At 64.4% G+C, this 21,170-nt stretch carries 20 protein-coding genes and 1 pseudogene; 19 read left to right on the forward strand and 2 right to left on the reverse strand.

The window, feature by feature from the left end:
* Window positions 1–152: 152 nt before the first annotated feature.
* The 18 genes and pseudogenes from ACLE20_RS10190 to trmB all read left to right on the forward strand — a co-directional run bounded on the left by ACLE20_RS10190 (window position 153) and on the right by trmB (window position 19,098).
* Window positions 153–2,987 carry a [protein-PII] uridylyltransferase gene (locus ACLE20_RS10190; protein WP_410940158.1) on the forward strand — a complete coding sequence of 945 codons (2,835 nt, stop codon included), beginning with the start codon at window positions 153–155 and terminating at the stop codon, window positions 2,985–2,987.
* The gene (gene murJ / locus ACLE20_RS10195) at window positions 2,984–4,588 is read left to right on the forward strand and encodes a murein biosynthesis integral membrane protein MurJ (RefSeq protein ID WP_410940159.1); all 1,605 of its coding nucleotides are present in this window, start codon (window positions 2,984–2,986) and stop codon (window positions 4,586–4,588) included. Before ACLE20_RS10190 ends, murJ begins: the two co-directional genes overlap by 4 nt.
* Before the next feature lie 19 nt (window positions 4,589–4,607).
* Window positions 4,608–4,997, forward strand: a complete 390-nt coding sequence (locus ACLE20_RS10200; RefSeq protein WP_410940160.1) for a VOC family protein — start codon at window positions 4,608–4,610, stop codon at window positions 4,995–4,997.
* Window positions 4,998–5,048: 51 nt separating this feature from the next.
* Entirely contained in the window at window positions 5,049–5,831 is a 783-nt protein-coding gene (locus tag ACLE20_RS10205; protein WP_410940161.1) for an AAA family ATPase, read from the forward strand.
* Window positions 5,832–5,903: 72 nt separating this feature from the next.
* On the forward strand, window positions 5,904–6,968 hold the full coding sequence (gene trpS, locus ACLE20_RS10210) for a tryptophan--tRNA ligase (RefSeq protein WP_410940162.1): 1,065 nt from the start codon (window positions 5,904–5,906) through the stop codon (window positions 6,966–6,968).
* Between the two features lie 66 nt (window positions 6,969–7,034).
* The gene (locus tag ACLE20_RS10215; RefSeq protein ID WP_410940163.1) at window positions 7,035–7,526 is read left to right on the forward strand and encodes a universal stress protein; all 492 of its coding nucleotides are present in this window, start codon (window positions 7,035–7,037) and stop codon (window positions 7,524–7,526) included.
* 188 nt (window positions 7,527–7,714) lie between these two features.
* The gene (locus ACLE20_RS10220; RefSeq protein ID WP_410940164.1) at window positions 7,715–8,281 is read left to right on the forward strand and encodes a NifU family protein; all 567 of its coding nucleotides are present in this window, start codon (window positions 7,715–7,717) and stop codon (window positions 8,279–8,281) included.
* 110 nt (window positions 8,282–8,391) lie between these two features.
* Window positions 8,392–9,051 carry a tRNA (adenosine(37)-N6)-threonylcarbamoyltransferase complex dimerization subunit type 1 TsaB gene (gene tsaB, locus ACLE20_RS10225; protein WP_410940165.1) on the forward strand — a complete coding sequence of 220 codons (660 nt, stop codon included), beginning with the start codon at window positions 8,392–8,394 and terminating at the stop codon, window positions 9,049–9,051.
* Between the two features lie 10 nt (window positions 9,052–9,061).
* Window positions 9,062–9,556 (forward strand): GNAT family N-acetyltransferase, encoded by a 495-nt coding sequence (locus tag ACLE20_RS10230; RefSeq protein WP_410940166.1) that lies wholly within the window; start codon window positions 9,062–9,064, stop codon window positions 9,554–9,556.
* 7 nt (window positions 9,557–9,563) lie between these two features.
* Complete coding sequence (locus ACLE20_RS10235) at window positions 9,564–10,352, forward strand: lysophospholipid acyltransferase family protein (RefSeq protein ID WP_410940167.1); 789 nt, start codon at window positions 9,564–9,566, stop codon at window positions 10,350–10,352.
* A 112-nt stretch (window positions 10,353–10,464) separates the two neighbouring features.
* Window positions 10,465–11,802, forward strand: a pseudogene (miaB, locus tag ACLE20_RS10240) (tRNA (N6-isopentenyl adenosine(37)-C2)-methylthiotransferase MiaB); the annotation flags it as partial.
* A 29-nt stretch (window positions 11,803–11,831) separates the two neighbouring features.
* Complete coding sequence (locus ACLE20_RS10245) at window positions 11,832–12,884, forward strand: PhoH family protein (RefSeq protein WP_410940168.1); 1,053 nt, start codon at window positions 11,832–11,834, stop codon at window positions 12,882–12,884.
* Window positions 12,885–12,902: 18 nt separating this feature from the next.
* Window positions 12,903–13,409, forward strand: a complete 507-nt coding sequence (ybeY, locus tag ACLE20_RS10250) for an rRNA maturation RNase YbeY (protein WP_410940169.1) — start codon at window positions 12,903–12,905, stop codon at window positions 13,407–13,409.
* Window positions 13,410–13,421: 12 nt separating this feature from the next.
* Window positions 13,422–14,597 carry a transporter associated domain-containing protein gene (locus tag ACLE20_RS10255; RefSeq protein ID WP_410940170.1) on the forward strand — a complete coding sequence of 392 codons (1,176 nt, stop codon included), beginning with the start codon at window positions 13,422–13,424 and terminating at the stop codon, window positions 14,595–14,597.
* Between the two features lie 92 nt (window positions 14,598–14,689).
* The gene (gene lnt / locus ACLE20_RS10260) at window positions 14,690–16,285 is read left to right on the forward strand and encodes an apolipoprotein N-acyltransferase (RefSeq protein WP_410940171.1); all 1,596 of its coding nucleotides are present in this window, start codon (window positions 14,690–14,692) and stop codon (window positions 16,283–16,285) included.
* A gap of 139 nt (window positions 16,286–16,424) precedes the next feature.
* Complete coding sequence (locus ACLE20_RS10265; RefSeq protein WP_410940172.1) at window positions 16,425–16,847, forward strand: helix-turn-helix domain-containing protein; 423 nt, start codon at window positions 16,425–16,427, stop codon at window positions 16,845–16,847.
* A gap of 229 nt (window positions 16,848–17,076) precedes the next feature.
* A complete protein-coding gene (gene metK / locus ACLE20_RS10270; RefSeq protein WP_410940173.1) occupies window positions 17,077–18,318 on the forward strand; it encodes a methionine adenosyltransferase in 1,242 nt (413 codons plus the stop codon).
* 81 nt (window positions 18,319–18,399) lie between these two features.
* The gene (gene trmB, locus ACLE20_RS10275) at window positions 18,400–19,098 is read left to right on the forward strand and encodes a tRNA (guanosine(46)-N7)-methyltransferase TrmB (RefSeq protein WP_410940174.1); all 699 of its coding nucleotides are present in this window, start codon (window positions 18,400–18,402) and stop codon (window positions 19,096–19,098) included.
* Between the two features lie 21 nt (window positions 19,099–19,119).
* Here trmB and ACLE20_RS10280 read toward each other — a convergent pair whose 3' ends face one another.
* Together ACLE20_RS10280 and ACLE20_RS10285 are read right to left on the reverse strand one after the other, a co-directional pair.
* Window positions 19,120–19,377 (reverse strand): DUF1150 family protein, encoded by a 258-nt coding sequence (locus ACLE20_RS10280; protein WP_410940175.1) that lies wholly within the window; start codon window positions 19,375–19,377, stop codon window positions 19,120–19,122.
* A gap of 144 nt (window positions 19,378–19,521) precedes the next feature.
* Window positions 19,522–19,950 (reverse strand): Hsp20 family protein, encoded by a 429-nt coding sequence (locus ACLE20_RS10285; protein ID WP_410940176.1) that lies wholly within the window; start codon window positions 19,948–19,950, stop codon window positions 19,522–19,524.
* Window positions 19,951–20,212: 262 nt separating this feature from the next.
* Here ACLE20_RS10285 and ACLE20_RS10290 point away from each other — a divergent pair, with 262 nt between their 5' ends.
* Window positions 20,213–21,157 carry a nucleoside hydrolase gene (locus ACLE20_RS10290; RefSeq protein ID WP_410940177.1) on the forward strand — a complete coding sequence of 315 codons (945 nt, stop codon included), beginning with the start codon at window positions 20,213–20,215 and terminating at the stop codon, window positions 21,155–21,157.
* The last annotated feature ends 13 nt before the right edge of the window (window positions 21,158–21,170 follow it).

Here is a 21,170-nt window from a genome sequence, read left to right on the forward strand (position 1 = left end):
TATTGATCTTGAAACAATTGAGCCGGCGTGCGCAGGGGCAAGACCCCAGGAGGCGCCCTCCAGCTCCGCGGTGAGAGGTTGGATGGCGCATGCATAAGCAGCGGCTCGCAAAAGAGGCCGGGCCCCAGCCTATCCGGCCGGTCGCTGGCAAGATGAAGATGCACGTTCCTGATTCACTCGACATTTCGAACCTGCGCGCCCGCTGCGAGATGATCGCCTCGGTGCATGCCGACAATCGCGACCAGATGCGCCAAGCCCTGCTGGCTGCTTTCAAGGAGGCCAATGCCGCGGGTCGGGCACGCGCCTACGAGCGCCTGAAGGAAGACGGCAGTGGCCTCAAGTGTGCCGAACGCATCTCGCGCCTGCAGGATCAGCTGATCACCGTCCTGCATGATTTCACGCTCAATCACATCTTTGCCGCCGCCCAAGCGCCGAAGGCGGAGCGAATCGCGATCGCGGCGGTTGGTGGTTATGGGCGCGGCACCCTGGCGCCGGGCTCGGATATCGATCTTCTGTTCCTGCTGCCGGCGCGCAAGGCGCCCTGGGCGGAGCCGGCGATCGAGTTCATGCTCTATCTGATGTGGGACATGGGCTTCAAAGTCGGCCATGCGACGCGAACGGTCGACCAGTGCATCGACCTGTCGCGCGAGGACATGACGATCCGCACGGCGATCCTCGAGACGCGGTTGATCTGCGGCACGGCCACGCTGACCGAGGAGCTCGATCGGCGCTTCGACGACGAGATCGTGCGCAATACCGGCCCGGAATTCATCGCGGCCAAGCTGGACGAGCGCAATGAGCGCCATCGGAAAGCCGGCGACACGCGCTATCTGGTCGAGCCGAACGTGAAGGAAGGCAAGGGCGGCTTGCGCGACCTGCACACGCTGTTCTGGATCTCGAAATATTACTACCGCGTCCGCGAATCGGCCGATCTCGTCCCTCTCGGCGTTCTCTCGCGCGCCGAATATAATCTGTTCCGCAAGTCGGACGACTTCCTCTGGGCGGTGCGCTGCCATATGCATTTCCTGACCGGGAAGGCGGAGGAGCGGCTCTCCTTCGATATCCAGCGGGAAATCGCCGAGGCACTCGGCTATCACGACCATCCGGGCCTGACCGCCGTCGAGCGGTTCATGAAGCACTATTTCCTGGTGGCCAAGAATGTCGGCGACCTCACCCGCATCTTCTGTGCGGCGCTGGAGGACCAGCAGGCCAAGAACCGTCCCGGCTTCGCCAATGTCATCACGCGCCTGCGCCGCCGCATCCGCAAGATCCCCGGCTCGCTCGAATTCGTCGATGATGGCGGCCGGATCGCGCTTGCCAATCCGGATGTTTTCCGGGACGACCCGGTCAATCTGATCCGCCTTTTCCACATCGCCGACGTGAATGATCTCGAATTTCATCCGGCGGCGCTGAAGCAGGTCACCCGGTCGCTGTCGCTGATTACGCCGGCGCTTCGGGAGGACGAGGAAGCAAACCGCCTGTTCATGTCGATTCTCACCTCGCGGCGCACGCCGGAGCTGGTGCTTCGGCGGATGAACGAAGCTGGCGTGCTCGGCCGCTTCATCCCGGACTTCGGCCGGATCGTCTCGATGATGCAGTTCAACATGTATCACCACTATACGGTGGACGAGCATCTGCTGCGCGCCGTCGACATCCTTTCGCGGATCGATCGTGGCGAGGACGAGGAAATCCATCCGCTGGCGGTGAAGCTCATGCCGGCGGTCGAAGACCGTACCGCCCTTTATGTCGCCGTGCTGCTGCACGACGTGGCCAAGGGGCGCCCGGAGGATCATTCGGCGGCGGGTGCCCGGCTGGCACGGCGCCTGTGCACGCGCTTCCGGCTGACGGCAAAGCAGATCGACACGGTCGCCTGGCTGATCGAAGAACATCTGACCATGTCGATGGTGGCGCAGACGCGCGACCTCAACGACCGCAAGACCATTCTCGACTTTGCCGAGCGCGTGCAATCGCTGGAGCGGCTGCGCATGCTGATGATCCTGACCGTCTGCGACATCCGCGCCGTCGGCCCCGGCGTCTGGAACGGCTGGAAGGGCCAACTCCTGCGCACGCTCTATTACGAGACCGAGCTCTTGCTCTCCGGGGGCTTCTCCGACGTGCCGCGCAAGGAGCGGGCGGCGCATGCCGCCGACATGCTGTTCGAGGCCTTGAGCACCTTCAGTCAGAAGGACCGCAAGGCCTATGCGCATCTGCACTACCAGCCTTATCTCCTCTCGGTGCCGCTGGAGGATCAGGTGCGGCATGCGAAGTTCATCCGCGAGACCGACAAGGCGGACAAGACGCTGGCAACCATGGTGCGCACGCACCAGTTCCACGCGATCACCGAAATCACCGTTCTGGCGCCCGACCATCCGCGCCTGCTCGCCATCATCGCCGGCGCCTGTGCCGCGGCTGGCGCCAATATCGTCGATGCGCAGATCTTCACCACCACCGACGGCCGGGCACTGGACACGATCCTCATCAACCGCGAGTTCCCCGCCGATGACGACGAGCTGCGCCGCGCGGCAAGCATTGGCCGGATGATCGAAGACGTGCTGGCGGGACGCAAGCATCTGCCGGAGGTGATCGCGAGCCGGACGAAGAGCCGCAAGCGGCCGAAGGCCTTCACGGTGCCGCCCGCCGTCACCATCAGCAATTCGCTGTCCAACGCCTTCACGGTCATCGAGATCGAATGCCTCGACCGCACGGGATTGCTGTCGGAGATCACCGCCGTGCTTTCCGACCTGTCGCTCGATATCCGCTCGGCCCATATCACCACCTTCGGCGAGAAGGTGATCGACACCTTCTACGTGACCGACCTGGTGGGCGCGAAGATCACCAATGAATCGCGCCACGCCAATATCGTCGCGCGCCTGAAGCCGGTCATGGCGGGGGAAGCGGATGAGGCGCGCGATCGTATGCCGGCCGGCATGATCGCGCCGGCCGCCTCGGCCCGCGCCTCCGTCCGCAAGGCAAAGATCGAAGGATGAGCCTGGTCCGAAAATTCGCCACCGTTGGTGGCGCCACCCTCGGCAGCCGGGTTCTGGGCTTTGCGCGCGAGACGCTGATGGCCGCGGCCCTCGGCACCGGCCCGATGGCCGATGCCTTCTATGCGGCCTTCCGCTTTCCCAATCTCTTCCGTCGCCTCTTCGCCGAAGGCGCCTTCAACGCCGCCTTCGTGCCGCTCTTCGCCAAGGAGATCGAGGCGAACGGGATCGAGGGCGCCAAGCGCTTCTCCGAAGAGGTGCTGGGCGTCCTTTTTACAGTCCTGCTGCTGATCACCATCGTCATGGAACTCGCCATGCCGCTGATCGTCTCGACGATCATTGCACCGGGCTTCGTCGATGATCCGCAGAAGTTCGATATCACGGTCAAGCTCGCCATCGTGATGTTCCCGTACCTGATGTGCATGTCGCTCACCGCCATGCTCTCCGGCATGCTCAATTCGCTGCATCATTATTTTGCGGCGGCGATCGCACCGGTCTTCCTCAATGTCACGCTGATCGCGGCGCTGGCCTATGGCCTGTGGAGTGGCGCCGATCCGTTGGCGACCGCCTGGTATCTCTCCTGGGGCGTGCTGGTGGCCGGCCTTCTGCAGATGGCGGTGCTCTATGCCGGTGTCCGCTATGCCGGCATGCGCTTCCGCCTGCGTCGGCCGCGCTATACGGAGAATGTCAAACGCCTGCTCTGGCTGGCGCTGCCCGCCGCCGTCACCGGCGGCATCACCCAAATCAACCAGATCATCGGCCAGATGATTGCCTCGACGAAAGATGGCGCGATCGCCGTGCTGCAATATGCCGATCGCGTCTACCAGCTGCCGCTCGGCGTGGTCGGCATTGCCGTCGGCGTCGTGCTGCTGCCCGAACTGTCGCGGGCCCTGCGATCCGGCGCGCGCAAGGAGGCCGACAATCTCCAGAACCGCTCGCTCGAATTCGTCCTGTTCCTGACCCTGCCGGCAGCGGGCGCGCTCTGGGTCATTTCCGACGAGATCGTCCGCGTGCTCTATGAACGCGGCGCCTTTTCGGCCGCCACCACGGCAACCGTCGGCAGCGTGCTTGCCATCTACGGACTCGGCCTGCCGGCCTTCGTCATGACCAAGGCGCTCAATCCCGGCTTCTTCGCGCGCGAAGACACGAGGACGCCGATGCGCATCACCGGGCTCACCGTGCTCGTCAATTGCGCACTCGCCGTTTCGCTCTTCCCGTTCTTCGGCGAGCGCGGCATCGCGACCGCGGAGGCGACGGCAGGATGGGTCAATGCCGTCATCCTCTTCTTCGTCCTGGTTCGGCGTGGCCACTGGCACTGGGAAACGGCGCTGTTCTCGCGCGTCGTCCGGCTCGTCATCGCCACGATCATCATGGCGGCGGCGCTCAATTATGCGGCGGATTTTCTGGCTGACTGGCTGACGCCCGGAACCGCGCTCCTCCATCAACTGGCGGCGCTGGTGCTGCTGATCGGCCTGTCGATGGTCCTCTATTTCACGCTCGCCTTCGCGATCGGCGGCGCCGATTTCGGCATGATCCGCCGCAACTTGAAGCGCAAGCCGGGACCCGACACCGAACCGGCCGTCATGCCGCCGCCGGGGATTTGAGGATGGGAGGCCGCCGCGCATGAGGCAGATCATCGCCCGCATCACCCTGGTCGTGCCTGATTACGAACCGGCGATCGCCTTTTATTGCGGCGCGCTCGGTTTCGACCTCCTCGAAGATCAGGACATGGGAGAGGGCAAGCGCTGGGTGGTCGTCCGGCCCAAGGGGGCGGCGGAGACTGCGCTCTTGCTCGCCAAAGCGGTGAATGCAGACCAGGCGGCGGCGATCGGTCGCCAGGCCGGCGGTCGCGTCGGGTTCTTCCTCCATACCGATGATTTTGTGCGCGACCACGCCGCCTTCACCGCAGCCGGCGTCCGCTTCCACGAAGCGTCGCGCCACGAGCCTTATGGCATCGTCGCCGTCTTCGAAGACCCGTTCGGCAATCTGTGGGACCTGCTGCAGCCGGCATAATGCCGCACGAACGCGGTGCTGCGGCCGGTCGCAATGCTCGAGGAGGTGATCGTGGCGCGCAATAAACCCTCTTTGCTTCGTCCGCCCTTCCTGAAAAGGGTCTGGATCGACGAAACGGCGGTACCGCCTGCAAAGGGCTATCCTTTCGACCTGCCGATGTTCGCCAACGGTTTCGACGTCAACTTCCCGACGCCCGTGACCATCATCGTCGGCGAAAACGGCACCGGCAAATCGACCTTTTTGGAAGGCCTTGCCGGTCTGATCGGCTTCGACCAGGCGGGCGGCGGAGCCGGCTATCGGCCGGTCGATCACAGTGGCGCGGTCGAGGTGGCGGGCGACGTCCTGCGCTCGGTGCTGCGGGCCGGCTGGCTGCCCAAGGTCAGCACCGGCTGGTTCTTCAAGGCGGAGACCTTCTTTTCCGTCGCACGCTACCTCGACGATGCCGCACGTGATGCCAGCGCCTTGCCACCCGACTTCTTGTCGCATTCCCATGGCGAAGGGTTTCTGCGCTTCTTCGGCGAGCGTTGCCTGAGGCGTGGCATTTTCCTGTTCGACGAGCCGGAATCAGCGCTGTCACCGACCCGCCAGCTCGAATTCCTGCGTCTAATCGCGGACATCGAGCGCGCCGGAACAGGCCAGCTGATTATTGCGACCCATGCGCCTCTTCTGATGGCCTATCCGAACGCCACCCTGCTCGAAACCACGCGCTCCGGCTTCCGCCCCATCGCCTTCCGCGAGACCACCCACTACCGCGTCATGGAAGCGTTCTTCCGCGATCCGGAGGACTATCTCGCGAACGCCCTCTCCGCGCAGGATCCAGATCGCGCCCCTTGATCCCCGCCCTTGCCCCGTGCATAAGCCCGCCAAACGCCCCAGCGCCGTCCACACGCCCTGATCGAGGTTCCCATGGCAGAGTTTCCCCCGCTCGTCTTTTCCGGTGTCCAGCCGACCGGCAATCTTCACCTCGGCAATTATCTCGGCGCGATCCGCAAGTTCGTGGCGCTGCAGGAGAAGAATGATTGCATCTACTGCGTCGTCGATCTTCATTCGCTGACCGCGCAGCTGGTGCATGAGGACCTGCCGGGGCAGATCCGCTCGATCGCGGCCGCCTTCATCGCGTCCGGCGTCGATCCCAAGGCCCATATCGTCTTTAATCAGTCGGCCGTGCCCGCCCATGCGGAGCTTGCCTGGATCTTCAATTGCGTCGCCCGGATCGGCTGGATGAACCGCATGACGCAGTTCAAGGACAAGGCCGGCAAGGATCGCGAGAATGCCTCGCTGGGCCTGCTCGCCTATCCGAGCCTGATGGCCGCCGACATCCTCGCCTACCGCGCGACCCATGTCCCGGTCGGGGACGACCAGAAGCAGCACCTGGAACTCGCCCGCGACATTGCGATGAAGTTTAACCTCGATTATGCCGAGCGCATCCGTGCCCATGGCAAGGGGGTGGATATCGTTGTCGGCGAAGAGCCGGTGCATGCCTTCTTCCCGATGGTCGAGCCGCTGATCGATGGCCCGGCGCCGCGCGTCATGTCGCTGCGCGACGGCACCAAGAAGATGTCGAAGTCGGATGCGTCGGATCTCTCGCGCATCAATCTGATGGACGATGCCGAAGCGATCTCCCGAAAGATCCGCAAGGCCAAGACCGATCCGGATGGCTTGCCCTCGGAGGTCGATGGTCTTCAGGGACGACCCGAGGCGGACAATCTGGTCGGGATCTATGCGGCACTTGCCGATCTTTCCAAGGCTGAGGTTCTCGCTCAGTTCGGCGGCCAGCAGTTCTCGGTCTTCAAGCCGGCGCTGGTCGACCTCGCCGTCAGCCATCTGGCGCCGATCACCGCCGAGATGCGCCGTCTGATGGACGATACCAGCCATATCGACGCGATCCTGCGGGATGGCGGCGAGCGGGCCGGGGCGCGTGCGGAGATCGTCATGAACGATGTCAAGGACATTGTCGGCTTCCTGCGATAAGCCGTTGCCGATTGCGGCAAAAAAGAGGCCTTGCGGCCGGACGGGCGGAATGCGACAAACGCCATCATGGTTTCCGCACGTCTCTCGAATATGGAAGGTCACCGCCGCAAGTTTCTGGCGGTGATCGACGATACGCCGGAATGCGGCCGCGCCGTTCACTATGCCGGTCTGCGCGCCCGCCATTCGAACGGCGCCCTTGTCCTGCTCTATGTCATCCCGGACGGCGACTTCCAGCAATGGATCGGCGTCGAAGGCATCATGCGCGCAGAGGCGCGCGCCGAAGCGGAAGCGACGCTGGCCAAGATCGCCCAGACCGTGCGCGAAAAGGTCGGCATCGAGCCGGAAATGGTCATCCGCGAAGGGGTGGCGACGGCCGAAATCCATGCGTTGATCGAAGAGGATCGCGACATCGCCATCCTGGTGCTCGCCGCAGGCTCTGCCAAGGATGGCCCCGGTCCGCTCGTCGCCTCGATCGCCGGCAAGACCGCCGCCTTCCCGATCCCCGTCACGGTCATTCCCGATCTGTTGACCGACGAGGATATCGAGGCGCTGAGCTGAAGCGGGCGGTGCGCCACCGTGCGCAGGAATCATCTTTATGACGGCCCTCATATCTGGTATCAGCCACTCCACATTCCCATCTTCAGCAGAGATCCTGCTCAAGCGGGAGCGCGCGCGCCGACGAGGGCCGACGCCGATTGTTTCACCCCATGCCCGATGGCCGCTCTGGCCAGACTTGGAGATCTGCGATGTTCATCCAGACCGAATCGACCCCGAACCCCGCGACGCTGAAATTCCTTCCCGGCAAGGTCGTGCTTGAAAACGGCACCGCGGAGTTCCGCGACGAGGACGAGGCGCGTGCGGCCTCTGCGCTTGCCGCCCGCATCTTCGCCATCCCCGGCGTGAGCAGCGTCTATTTCGGCTACGACTTCATTACCGTCACCAAGAGCGACGCGGAATGGCAGCATTTGAAGCCCGCGATTCTCGGCTCGATCATGGAGCATTTCATGTCGGGCCAGCCGGTCATGGCCGGTGGTGCCCGTGCCGAAGAGGCGGATGAGCAGGGCGAGTTCTTCGACGACGGGGATGAGACGATCGTTGCCACCATCAAGGAACTGCTCGAGACGAGGGTTCGCCCGGCGGTCGCCCAGGATGGCGGCGACATCACCTTCAAGGGTTTCCGTGACGGCACCGTCTTCCTCAACATGAAGGGCGCCTGCTCCGGCTGCCCGTCCTCGACGGCCACGCTCAAGCATGGTGTGCAGAATCTGCTTCACCATTTCGTGCCCGAGGTTCAGGCGGTCGAGGCCGTCTGATTCGTCGGCGACACCGACGCGACAGACTGCACCTTGAGCCCGCGCCATAGCGCGGGTCTTCCACCCTCTTCGCCGGGCCGGCCCGGCGCGGCCTTTCGGTTGACCTGACGATGATCGTTCTCGCCCTCGACACCGCCGGTATTGCATGCCAGGCCGCCCTCTTCGATGCGGCCGCCGGCAAGGTGCTCGGCCAGGCGAGCGAGGAGATCGGCCGCGGCCATGCCGAGCGGTTGATGGAGATGATCGATGCAGCGCTTCTGGCCTCGGGACTGCCGCTGGAGGCGGTCGATCGCATCGCGGTGACCATCGGGCCCGGCTCCTTCACCGGCATTCGCGTCGGCGTCGCGGCGGCGCGCGGTCTTGCGCTGGCGCTTGGCAAGCCCTGTGTCGGCATTTCCATCCTCGAGGCTCTGGCTCGTGCGGCCCTGCCGGATGCCGGAGGCCGGGCTATTCTTTCCGTCCTCGATGCCAAGCGCGAGGAGCTCTATCTGCAAGTCTTCTCGCCGGATGGCAGTCCACGCGCCGAGCCACAGGCCGTCGAAATCATGTCCGCTCGGGCCGAGTTTGCAGGTTTCGAAGGATTGATCGTCGGCTCCGGCGCCGGCTGGCTGACCGGCGCGGGCCCCGCCGCTCGGCCGGATGTGGCCGAGATCGGTGTGGTCGCGGCGCTGGGCGCTAAGGCCGATCCGCAGACAGCCCTGCCGAAACCGCTCTATCTGCGCGGACCGGATGTCCGCTCGCAGGCGGGCTTTGCCGTTGCGAGGGCCTGAAGATCCGTCCATGTCGCTGATCGACTATTTCATCCGCCGGCCTGAGTTCGACATCTTCCAGATGCGCGCCGACCATTTGGAAGAAGTCGCGGATCTGCACCGTCAGCGTTTCTCACCACCCTGGAGCGCCGGCGAATTTCATGGCCTGCTCAGCCAGTCGAGCGTCTTCGGCTTCGTCGCGCGGCAGAACAATGCCTATGCCTGGCCGGCCATGGGCGGCTTCATCCTCGTGCGTGCCGGCGGGGGGGAGGCGGAAGTCCTGACGATCGGGGTCGATCTTCGCTATGGCCGCAGCGGACTTGGCTGGCGGCTGATGCAGGCAGCCCTCACCGAGAGCCGCAAGCACGGCGTTGAGAGCCTGTTCCTGGAGGTCGATCAGGCCAATGTCCCGGCGCTCGGCCTTTATCGCCGTCTCGGCTTCCGCAAAGTCGGCGAGCGAAAGGCCTATTACAAGGGCGGCGGGCCGGAAACGGGCGGTGCCGATATCATGCGGCTTGACCTGTGAGGCGCCGATGATCGCCTGGGCCCGCATTGTTATCTGCGTCCTGCTCCTGAGCCTGGCGACGCTCCTCCTTGCTCCCCTCCAGATCCTGTTTCTGTGGCGCGACATGCCTCAGCGGCGCAGGCTGCCCCGTTTCTTCCACCGCATCGCCTGCCGGATGATCGGCCTCAGGGTGCATGTTCACGGGCGGATCGACCCGCGCCGGCCGCTGATGCTCGTCGCCAACCATGTCAGCTGGAAGGACATTCTGGCCCTCGGCTCTGTGGCCGATGTCGTCTATGTGGCCAAGGCAGAGGTGCGTCAGTGGCCGGTCTTCGGCGTGCTCGCGAGGCTGCAGAAAACAATCTTCGTCGAGCGCGAGCAGAAGCGTGCGGCAGGTCTGCAGGCGAGCGAGATCGGCAGCCGTCTGGCGGCCGGCGAGATCGTCGTGCTCTTCCCGGAAGGCACGACCTCGGACGGCAACCGGCTGCTGGAGATCAAGTCTTCGCTGTTCGGGGCCGCGGCCAGCGCCGTTCCGCAATCGCCGACCGGGACGGTGCATGTCCAGCCGGTGGCGCTTGCCTACACGCGCGTCCACGGCATGCCCATGGGACGCTACCACCGGCCGATCGCCGCCTGGCCAGGCGATATTGCCCTTCTCCCGCATCTGATCGGCGTGCTGCGCGAGGGCGCGCTGGATGTCGATCTCGTCTTCGGCGAGACGATCGATTATGCGCGGGACACCAACCGCAAGCTGGTGAGCCGACAGATCGAGGCAGCGCTGCGATCCATGCTGGTCGCGCGGCTGCGCGGGCGTTAGCCTTCATTTCCCCGCGCTTTTGCGCTATGGCACCGCCATGACCGACCAAAGCCTCCTCACTCCCCCCGTTTTCGACGCCGCCGCCGCACCCACGCCGCTTGCCGGCCAGCCGAAGAAGGTCTTCGTCAAGACCTATGGCTGTCAGATGAATGTCTATGATTCCGACAGGATGACGGATGCCTTGGCGCGCGATGGCTATGTGCCGACCGATACGGCCGAAGATGCCGACCTCGTGCTGCTGAACACCTGCCATATTCGCGAAAAGGCCGCCGAGAAGGTCTATTCGGCGCTGGGGCGATTGCGGGAGCTGAAGAAGAAGAAGGGTGCGCAAGGCCGAGAGATGATGATCGGCGTTGCCGGCTGTGTCGCGCAGGCCGAAGGCGACGAGATCCTGCGGCGCGCCCCGGCCGTCGATCTCGTCATCGGGCCGCAGACCTATCACCGCCTGCCCGATGCGCTGCGCCGTGTGCGCAGCGGCGAGCGCGTGCTCGAGACCGACTATGCCATCGAAGACAAGTTCGAGCATCTGCCGGCCCCCGACAAGGCGCGCACCCGCGCCCGCGGCGTCACGGCTTTCCTCACCGTGCAGGAAGGCTGCGACAAGTTCTGCACCTTCTGCGTGGTGCCCTATACACGGGGCTCCGAGGTCTCGCGGCCAATGGCGCAGGTGGTTGCCGAGGCGGAAAAGCTGGTGGCGGCCGGCGTGCGCGAGATCACGCTGCTCGGCCAGAATGTCAATGCCTGGCATGGCGAAGGGGAGGGCGGACGGGCGCTTCGGCTCGGCGATCTTCTGCGTCGCCTGGCGGAGATCCCCGGTCTGGCGCGGCTGCGCTATACGACCAGCCATCCGCGCGACATGGATGACAGCCTGATCGCCGCCCATGCCGAGCTCCCGGCGCTGATGCCCTATCTGCATCTGCCGGTCCAATCCGGCTCCGACCGGATCCTGAAGGCGATGAACCGGCGGCATACGGCGGCGGAGTATCTGGCGCTGATCGCGCGCATCCGCGCCGCCCGGCCGGACCTTGCTCTGTCCGGCGATTTCATCGTCGGGTTTCCCGGCGAGACCGACCGGGATTTCGAGGATACGCTGGCGATCGTGGAAGCGGTCGGTTACGCGCAGGCCTTCTCCTTCAAATATTCGACGCGGCCCGGCACGCCCGGCGCGGAGCTCAAGGATCAAGTGGCGGAAGAGGTGAAGGCGGAGCGGCTGGAGCGGCTGCAGGCTTTGCTTCTCAGCCAGCAACAGGCCTTCAACCAGGCCTGCATCGGCCGCGAGATCGACCTTCTGCTCGAAAAGCCGGGCCGCATGCCCGGCCAGCTCATCGGCCGCTCACCCTGGCTGCAATCGGTGAATGTTGATGCAAAGGGCCTGGAAATCGGTGACATTAGCCGTGTACGAATCACCGCCGCGGGCCCTAACAGTCTGTTTGCCAACGTGGTAGACTGAGGCTCAGGTCTTACCAGGAGCCTTGCCGCTTGAACGGACACGAATTGGTTTCATCCTCGCCGCGCCAGTCGAAGACACAGACCGACGCCAATCATTTCGTGCTGACGTTCGAGAACAACCGCATGGCCAGCGAGCTCTTCGGCCAGTTCGACCAGAACCTGAAGCTGATCGAGCAGCGGCTGCATGTCGATGCGCGCGCACGCGGCAATTCGGTGTCGATCTCCGGCGAAGTCGCCGCGACCGATCAGGCCCGTCGGGCTCTCGATTATCTCTACAGCCGCCTGCAGAAGGGAAATACGATCGAGCCTTCCGACGTGGAAGGCGCGATCCGCATGGCGGTGGCGGCTGACGACCAGCTGCAGCTGCCGACCATGGAACGCAAGGCAAAGCTCAATTTGGCGCAGATTTCCACCCGCAAGAAGACCATTGCCGCCCGCACGCCGACCCAGGATGTCTATATCCGGGCCCTCGAGCGCTCCGAGCTGGTCTTCGGCGTCGGCCCGGCCGGCACGGGCAAGACCTATCTCGCGGTTGCCTATGCCGCCCAGCTGCTCGAGCGCGGCGCCGTCGATCGCATCATCCTCTCCCGCCCGGCGGTGGAAGCCGGCGAACGGCTCGGCTTTCTGCCGGGCGACATGAAGGAGAAGGTCGATCCTTACCTTCGCCCGCTTTACGACGCGCTCTACGACATGATGCCGGGCGACAAGGTGGAACGGGCCATCACCGCCAATGTCATCGAGATCGCGCCGCTCGCCTTCATGCGCGGCCGCACGCTCGGCAATGCGGCGGTGATCCTCGACGAAGCGCAGAACACCACCTCGATGCAGATGAAGATGTTCCTGACGCGGCTTGGCGAGAACGGGCGGATGATCGTCACCGGCGATCCGAGCCAGGTCGATTTGCCGCGCGGCGTCCAGTCCGGCCTCGTCGAGGCATTGCAGATCCTCAAGGGCGTCGAAGGCGTCTCGGTGGTCCGATTCAAGGATGTCGACGTGGTCCGCCATCCGATGGTGGCACGCATTGTCCGCGCTTACGAATCAAGCACCGCTGTCCAGGACGAAAGCGAGCAGACGGACCGCTGAGGCGCCGTCTGCCCGATCATGACCATGCTCGACATTCAAATCAGCATCGAGGCGGACGGCTGGGCCGGCGAGGATGCGTTGCTGGCGCTAAGCGAAACCGTGCTTGGTACGGCAGCGTCCTTTCTCGCGCGCGAAGAGGGCCAGCCCTTCCCCGACACGCCGCCCGAAGTCTCGCTGCTCTTCACCGACGACGAGACGATCCGCGGCATCAATGCGGAATGGCGAGACCAGGACAAGCCGACCAACGTGCTGTCTTTCCCCGGTTTTCCGGTTGTTCCAGGGGGCAAGCCCGGGCCGATGCTGGGCGATATCATTCTCGCGCAGGAGACGATCGCGCGCGAGGCGGCCGAGCTCGGCAAGCCATTCGAGGCGCATCTCACCCATCTTCTGGTGCACGGATTCCTGCATCTTTTCGGCTATGACCATTTGGAAAGCGACGAGGCGGAACGAATGGAATCGCTGGAGACTCGCATTTTGGCCGGTCTTGGGCTATCTGATCCCTATGGGGACACGGATCCCGTTTGACGATTTGGAACGATGAGCGACTTCAGGACACAGTCGACGGCGGTCTCGCCCGAAGAGGGCGAGGCGTCCAGCCAAGACGAGCCGGGCAGTAGTAGCCCCGCTCAGTCGAGACACGAGACCACAAGGCAACCTTCCTTCTGGGCCCGTGCGGCACGCCTCTGGCGCAGCCCGAACGGTGCGACGATCCGCGAGGATCTGGCCGATGCGCTGATGGCGGATCCCGGCACGGATGCGGTCTTCTCGGCGCCCGAGCGCGCCATGCTCAACAACATTCTCCGCTTCCGCGAGGTTCGCGTCGCCGATGTCATGGTGCCGCGGGCCGACATCGAGGCGGTGGACCAGAGCATCACCATCGGCGAGCTGATGCTGATCTTCGAGGAATCTGGCCGCTCGCGCATGCCGGTCTACAATGAGAGCCTCGATGATCCGCGCGGCATGGTGCATATCCGCGATCTGCTCTCCTATGTAACACGCGCCGCGCGTAGCCGCCGCGATGGGCCGCCGCGCCCGCCGGCCTCGCCGCCGGCGATCGCCATCGCCGAGCAGGGCGACAAGACGCTGCGCCAGCCACGCGCCGGCTTCGACCTCGCCCGCGTCGATCTCAACGAGACGCTGGAGGCCTCTGGCATCGTTCGCCAGGTCCTGTTCGTGCCGCCGTCCATGCATGCCGCCGATCTGATGCAACGCATGCAGACGGCGCGTATTCAAATGGCGCTGGTGATCGACGAATATGGCGGGACCGACGGTCTGGCCTCGCTGGAGGACATCGTCGAGCTCGTGGTCGGCGATATCGAGGACGAGCATGACGACGAGGAGGCGATGTTCACGCGCACCTCCGACGACGTCTTCGTCGCCGATGCCCGGGTGGAGCTCGAGGAGATCGCCGAGGCGATCGGCCCGGATTTCGACGTGCGCGAACAGCTGGAAGACGTCGATACGCTGGGCGGCCTGGTCTTTGCCACGCTCGGCCATATTCCCGTGCGGGGCGAGGTGGTGCATGTCATCCCCGGCTTCGAGCTTCAGGTCCTCGAGGCTGATCCCCGCCGGGTGAAGCGCGTGCGCATCATCCGCAAACGCTCGCCCGCCCGCCGCCGGCAGCGCGAAGGTGAAGAAGGGGCTGTCGGCCTGCCCGCCGGCACGACGGTCGCCTGCCGCGGTCCTGATCACGGCGCCCGGCACGATGCTTGAGTGCCAAGGACCCTCCAGTCTCGGCCGACAGGACAAGGCAAGGCTTTTTTGAAAGAGTGCCCACGGACTGATTCGAGGGTCGGGGGCTGAAGATGGAGTGGCTTGCAGGCAGGGTGATGCTGGTTTCCGGCATGCGCCGTGCGGGAGTGGCGGTACTGGCCGGCCTGTTGACGGTTCTCGCTCTGCCGCCGTTCGATCTCTTCGCCATCCCCTTCTTCACCTTGCCTCTCCTCGTCTGGCTGATCGACGGCGTCTCCGGCAATCCGGACCATGGGATGCTGCGCCGCTCTTTCCCCGCCTTTGCCATCGGCTGGTGCTTCGGCTTCGGCTATCTCGCCGGCAGCCTCTGGTGGCTCGGCGCCGCGCTGCTGGTCGAGGCGGATACATTCGCCTGGGCACTGCCCTTTGCGGTGCTCGGCCTTCCGGCCTTCCTCGCGATCTATTACGGACTGGCTGTCTCTCTGGCGCGGCTTCTCTGGTCGGACGGATGGGGCCGGATCGCCGCCCTCGCGCTTGGCTTCGGCGTGGCCGAGTGGCTCCGCGGCATTCTGCTCACCGGCTTTCCCTGGAATGCCATCGGCTACACGGCCATGCCGGTTCCGGTCCTGATGCAGTCTTCGGCGATCATCGGCATATCCGGCATGAACATCGCCGCCGTCTTCGTCTTCGCCGCGCCGGCGCTTCTCGGTACGCGGCGCGGCCTGCGCGCGGGCCTCGGACTCGCGATTCTGATGGTCGGCCTGCATGTGGGCTATGGGGCCTATCGCCTGTCGCTGCCCGCCGCTGTACCGCTCGATCCGCCGCTGACGGTGCGCATCGTCCAGCCGCTGATCGACCAAGCGAAGAAGCTCGACGACAGCGAACGGTCGGCGGTATTCGAGGCCCATCTGGCCCTGAGCGCGGCCGCCGTCGATGGCGGCAGCCGGCGTCCCGACCTCATCGTCTGGCCCGAGACGGCGGTACCCTTCCTTTTGACCGACAATCCGGATGCCCTGGCGCGGATCGCCGATGTGCTGCAGGACGGTCAGATCCTGGTGACGGGTGCCGTGCGCACCGAGGATGCCGGCGCTGGGCTGCCGCCCCGCTTTTACAACTCCATCTATGTCATCGATGATCGCGGCCAGATCGTTGGAGCGGCCGACAAGGTGCATCTGGTGCCCTTTGGCGAATATCTCCCTTTCGAAACGCTGTTCGCCAAGGCCGGCTTGAGCGCAGTCGCCGCCTCCATGCCGGGCGGCTTCTCCGCCGCCGCCGCGCGCACCGTGCTGACGCTGCCGGGTGGGCGCACGCTCTATCCGCTGATCTGCTACGAGGCGATCTTCCCGGGTGAACTCGGCAATGCGCCGCTTTCCGCCGCAGCGCTGCTGAATGTGACCAATGATGCGTGGTTCGGAGAGACGCCCGGTCCCTATCAGCATTTCCAGCAGGCGCGGCTGCGCTCCGTCGAAACCGGTGTGCCGATGATTCGCGGGGCCAATTCCGGAATATCCGCCGTCGTGGATGGGCGTGGAACGGTGGTGAAGGGCCTGGATCTCGGCGCGCGCGGCTTCGTGGATGTCGATCTGCCGGGCCGCACCATTCCCCCCTTCACCCCCGAGGCGCAGGTGCGCAATGCCATTCTCCTGGCGATTGTCGCCGCGCTCGTCGCGCTCGCCGCGCGCCTTGGTTTTCGCCTGCCGAAGAATTGACCGAAAATCATGAAATCTGCATAGTGCCGCCGGTCAACCTGACCGGCGGGCATTGGCTCTGCCCGCTGCATGACGATCCTGCGGCCGACGCGCGTCGGGCGAGGGAGCAGAGTGCGCCTCCGGCGAATGGGAACAGGGAATGATTGAGAACAAGAAGAAGCCGAATCCGATCGACATCCATGTCGGCAGTCGCATCCGGCTTCGAAGAACTATGCTGGGCATGAGCCAGGAGAAGCTCGGCGAAAGCCTCGGCATCACCTTCCAGCAGATTCAGAAATATGAGAAGGGCACCAACCGCGTCGGCGCCAGCCGGCTGCAGAATATCTCCGCCATTCTCAATGTGCCCGTCTCCTTCTTCTTCGAGGATGCGCCTGGAGATGCCGCCGGCGGTGCGCCAGCCGGGCTCTCGGAAGCTTCCAGCTCCAATTACGTTGTCGATTTCCTCTCCTCGTCCGAAGGCTTGCAGCTCAACCGCTCCTTCGTGAAGATCACCGACCCCAAGGTGCGTCGCAAGATCGTCGATCTGGTCAAGGCGCTCGCTGCCGATTCGGACAGCGACTGACGCCCCCCACGCCCGCTGCCGTTCATCCAATGTTACGCCGTTCATCCAGTCCCGGCTGAACGGCGTCCTCGCGTGAGCTTCGCGCAAGCCAGAGCGCGCAACCATCCGGCGGATCGGCAGCCACCATTTGCAGACGGATATAAAGATATATTTATATCCTTGTTCGCTTGTTTTTTGGTGGGACTGTCTCTAAACGATATGGGCTATTTACTTTGAGGGGACGTCCCGCATGCGCGCCAACTATCTCTTCACCTCGGAATCCGTGGCCGAAGGGCACCCGGACAAGGTGTGTGACCGGATCTCGGACGAGATCGTCGATCTGGTCTATCGTGAAGCCTCCAAGACCGGCGTAGATCCCTGGAGCGTCCGGATCGCTTGCGAAACGCTTGCCACCACCAACCGCGTGGTCATCGCCGGTGAAGTTCGCCTGCCGCCAAGCCTGATGAAGAAGGACAAGAGCGGCGAAGACGTGATCAATCCGGCCAAGTTCAAGTCCGCAGCCCGCAAGGCCATCCGCGAGATTGGCTATGAGCAATCGGGCTTCCACTGGAAGAGCGCCAAGATCGACGTTCTCCTGCATTCCCAGTCGGCCGATATCGCCCAGGGTGTCGACAATGCCTCGGACCGCCAGGGCGACGAAGGCGCGGGCGACCAGGGCATCATGTTCGGCTATGCCTGCCGCGAGACGGCCGAGCTCATGCCGGCCCCGATCTATTATTCGCACAAGATCCTGTCGCTGCTCGCCGCAGCCCGCAAGAAGGGCGAGGGCGAAGCCGCTCTACTCGGTCCTGATGCCAAGAGCCAGGTGACCGTGCGCTATGTGGATGGCAAGCCGAAGGAGGTCGCCTCCATCGTACTCTCCACCCAGCATCTCGAAGAGTCCTGGGACTCGGCCAAGGTTCGTTCGGTCGTCGAGCCCTATATCCGCGAGGCGCTGAGCGACATCGAGATTGCCGAGGATTGCCAGTGGTACATCAACCCCACCGGCAAGTTCGTGATCGGCGGCCCGGATGGCGATGCCGGCCTCACCGGCCGCAAGATCATCGTCGACACCTATGGCGGCGCGGCCCCGCATGGTGGCGGCGCCTTCTCCGGCAAGGACACGACCAAGGTCGACCGCTCGGCCGCCTATGTCGCCCGCTACCTCGCCAAGAACGTGGTCGCCGCCGGCTTGGCGGACCGCTGCACCATTCAGCTTTCCTATGCGATCGGCGTCGCGCAGCCTCTGTCGGTCTATGTCGATCTGCATGGAACCGGCAAAGTGACCGAGGATGAGGTGGAAGCCGCCATCCGCAAGACGATGGATCTCTCGCCCTCCGGCATCCGCCGCCATCTGGATCTTAACAAGCCGATCTATGCCAAGACGGCGGCCTATGGCCATTTCGGCCGGAAGGCCGGCCGCGACGGCTCCTTCTCCTGGGAAAAGCTCGATCTGGTCAAGCCGCTGAAGGACGCATTGAAGGCGGCGTGAGGCCTTTCGCGATTCTGCATTTCGCTCTAGACGAAAGCGGCTGCCCCCGGGGCGGCCGCTTTTTTGATGGAGACGACGCGAATGACCGAGCCGCGACCGAGCCGCGCAACCGAGGCCTTCTTCGGCCGGCGCAAGGGCAAGCCGCTGCGCGCCAGCCAGGCCGCCCACCTCGACACGGTCCTGCCGCGCCTCAAGCTCGATCTTGCAGCACCGGCACCGACCGACCTTGGCGGCCTCTTTCCCGAGCCGGTCGCGCGGCTTCGGCTCGAGATCGGCTTTGGCGGCGGCGAACATCTGATCCACCGCGCCACCGAGCAGCCGGATACTGGCTTCATCGGCGTTGAGCCCTTCGTCAATTCCATGGCCAAGCTGGTGGGCAGCATCGAGGCGGCCGGCGCGAAGAACATCCGCCTTTATGATGACGATGCGACGCTGGTGCTCGACTGGCTGCCGGAGGCCTCGATCGACCAGATCGATCTGCTCTATCCCGATCCCTGGCCGAAGCGGAAGCACTGGAAGCGCCGCTTCGTCTCCAAGATCAATCTCGATCGCTTTGCGCGCGTGCTGAAGCCGGGCGGGCTTTTCTGCTTCGCCTCGGATATCGACACCTATGTCAACTGGACGCTGCTGCACTGCCGCGACCACGCCGCCTTCCGCTGGACGGCGCGCAATGCGGCGGACTGGACGACGCCCTTCGAAACCTGGCCGAGCACGCGCTACGAAGCGAAAGCCCGCCGCGAAGGACGGGCCTCAGCCTATCTGACTTTTGAGCGGGTGTGAGCGCCGGAGCGCCCGACGGTTTCAATGAAGCGTGACGGTCTTCAGATCGTCTTCGGCGGCCTTGAAGAAGGTGCTCGAACGGTTGTCCGTGAGCAGGATCGGCGTGCCATCCGCGCCGAACAGAGCCCAGAGATCGAGGCCCGGTTCCATGGAGGGTGCTTCGGGGAAGCAGCGGGACACCTCGTCGGACCGCATCTTGCGGATATAGCCGACTTCGCCGGAGCCGAGGTGAGCCAGATCGGTCTTAGACAAACAGTTGCTGACGTGCTTCAATCCCATGAACCTTCTCCGCGGTCTGCGCCAGAGGAGCCGGGAGGGCTCGTTAGCATGACCTTACGATTTTGTTTTCATGCGAGGATTTGGCGAAAATCAGCACCAGCGTCGCCAGCCTTGCAGCCGGCAAAGCCTCATTTGCCGGTGATCTCACTCTGAGACCAAAATATTAATTTTCTTTACCATGCGGAGCGGTTCCGGGCGGATCAGGTCCACGGAAAGAAGACCGTTGCGCAACTGCGCATTGCGCACCTCCATGCCATCGGCCAGCACGAACATCCGCTGGAACTGGCGCGCGGCAATGCCGCGGTGGAGATAGTCGCGGTCTTCCGCATCCGTCTGCCGACCACGGATGATCAGCTGGTTTTCCTCGACGGTCACGTCGAGATCCTCCTCGGAGAACCCGGCAACGGCGAGCGTGATGCGCAGCAGATCCGGCTGGCCGGCGGCGGTCGCGCGGACGCGCTCGATATTATAGGGGGGATAGCCGTCATTGCCCTTGGCAATGCGCTCGAGGGTCTTTTCCATCGTGTCGAAACCCAGCATCAGCGGGCTCGAAAAGGGCGTTACGCGCGTCATGTCTCGTCCTTGGAAATGCAAGCGACAGGGGCGGATCTGCGGGGCAGCCTCCGCCACAGCTGAAATATGGGTGCCGGCCGGCGCGGACGCAAGCGGCCCATCACCATCCGCGACGCGGCCCGCGCCGAATTTGATCGCCACCTCGCCCGAGAAAGCGATTGCGGATCGCCGGGCGATGCGGCAGGCATGACGCGCAAGGCCGCGATCCCGTTCATGACGGCGCGGCACAGAGACAGGCATGACGGAGGGGAAGGACCAGCGCATGAGCCAGCCGAGAAAGATCATCATCGACACCGACCCCGGCCAGGACGATGCCGCGGCCATCATGCTGGCACTGGCAAGCCCCGGGGAGATCGAGGTGCTGGGAATCACGGCGGTGGCCGGCAACGTGCCGCTGAGCTGGACGCAGCGCAATGTCCGCGTCATCTGCGAGCTTTGCAGCCGGCCGGACATCAAGGTCTATGCGGGCGCCGACCGGCCGATCAAACGGCCGCTGATCACGGCCGAACATGTGCACGGCTCGACCGGCCTCGACGGGCCGACACTGCCCGAGCCCACCATGCCGCTGCAGGACGGCCACGCCGTCGATTTCATCATCGAGACGCTGCGGCGCGAGCCGGAAGGAACCGTGACGCTTTGCACGCTCGGTGCGCTGACCAATATCGCCCTGATGCTGCAGAAGGCGCCGGACGTGGCGTCGCGGGTGCGCGAACTGGTCATGATGGGCGGCGGGTTCTTCGAAGGCGGCAACATCACGCCGGCGGCGGAGTTCAACATCTATGTCGATCCCGAGGCGGCCGAGATCGTCTTCAAGTCCGGCATCCCGATCGTCATGATGCCGCTCGACGTGACCCACCGGCTGCTGACGCTCAAGGCCCGCGTCGACAAGATCCGCGCGATTGGTACGCGGCCTGCGGTCGCCATGGCGGAAATGCTCGATTTCTTCGAACGCTTCGACGTCGAGAAATATGGCAGCGATGGCGGCCCACTCCATGATCCGACCGTGACCGCCTATCTGATTCGGCCGGAACTATTCTCGGGCCGGGATTGCAATGTCGAGATCGAGACGCAGTCGGAACTGACCGTCGGCATGACGGTGGTCGACTGGTGGCAGGTCACCGATCGGCCGCACAACGCCAAGGTCATGCGCTTTGTCGACGACCAGGGTTTCTTCGATCTCCTGACCGAACGGCTCGCGCGCTTGTGACATTCGGCAAGGC

The sequence above is a fragment of the Rhizobium sp. YIM 134829 genome, from assembly GCF_046546455.1.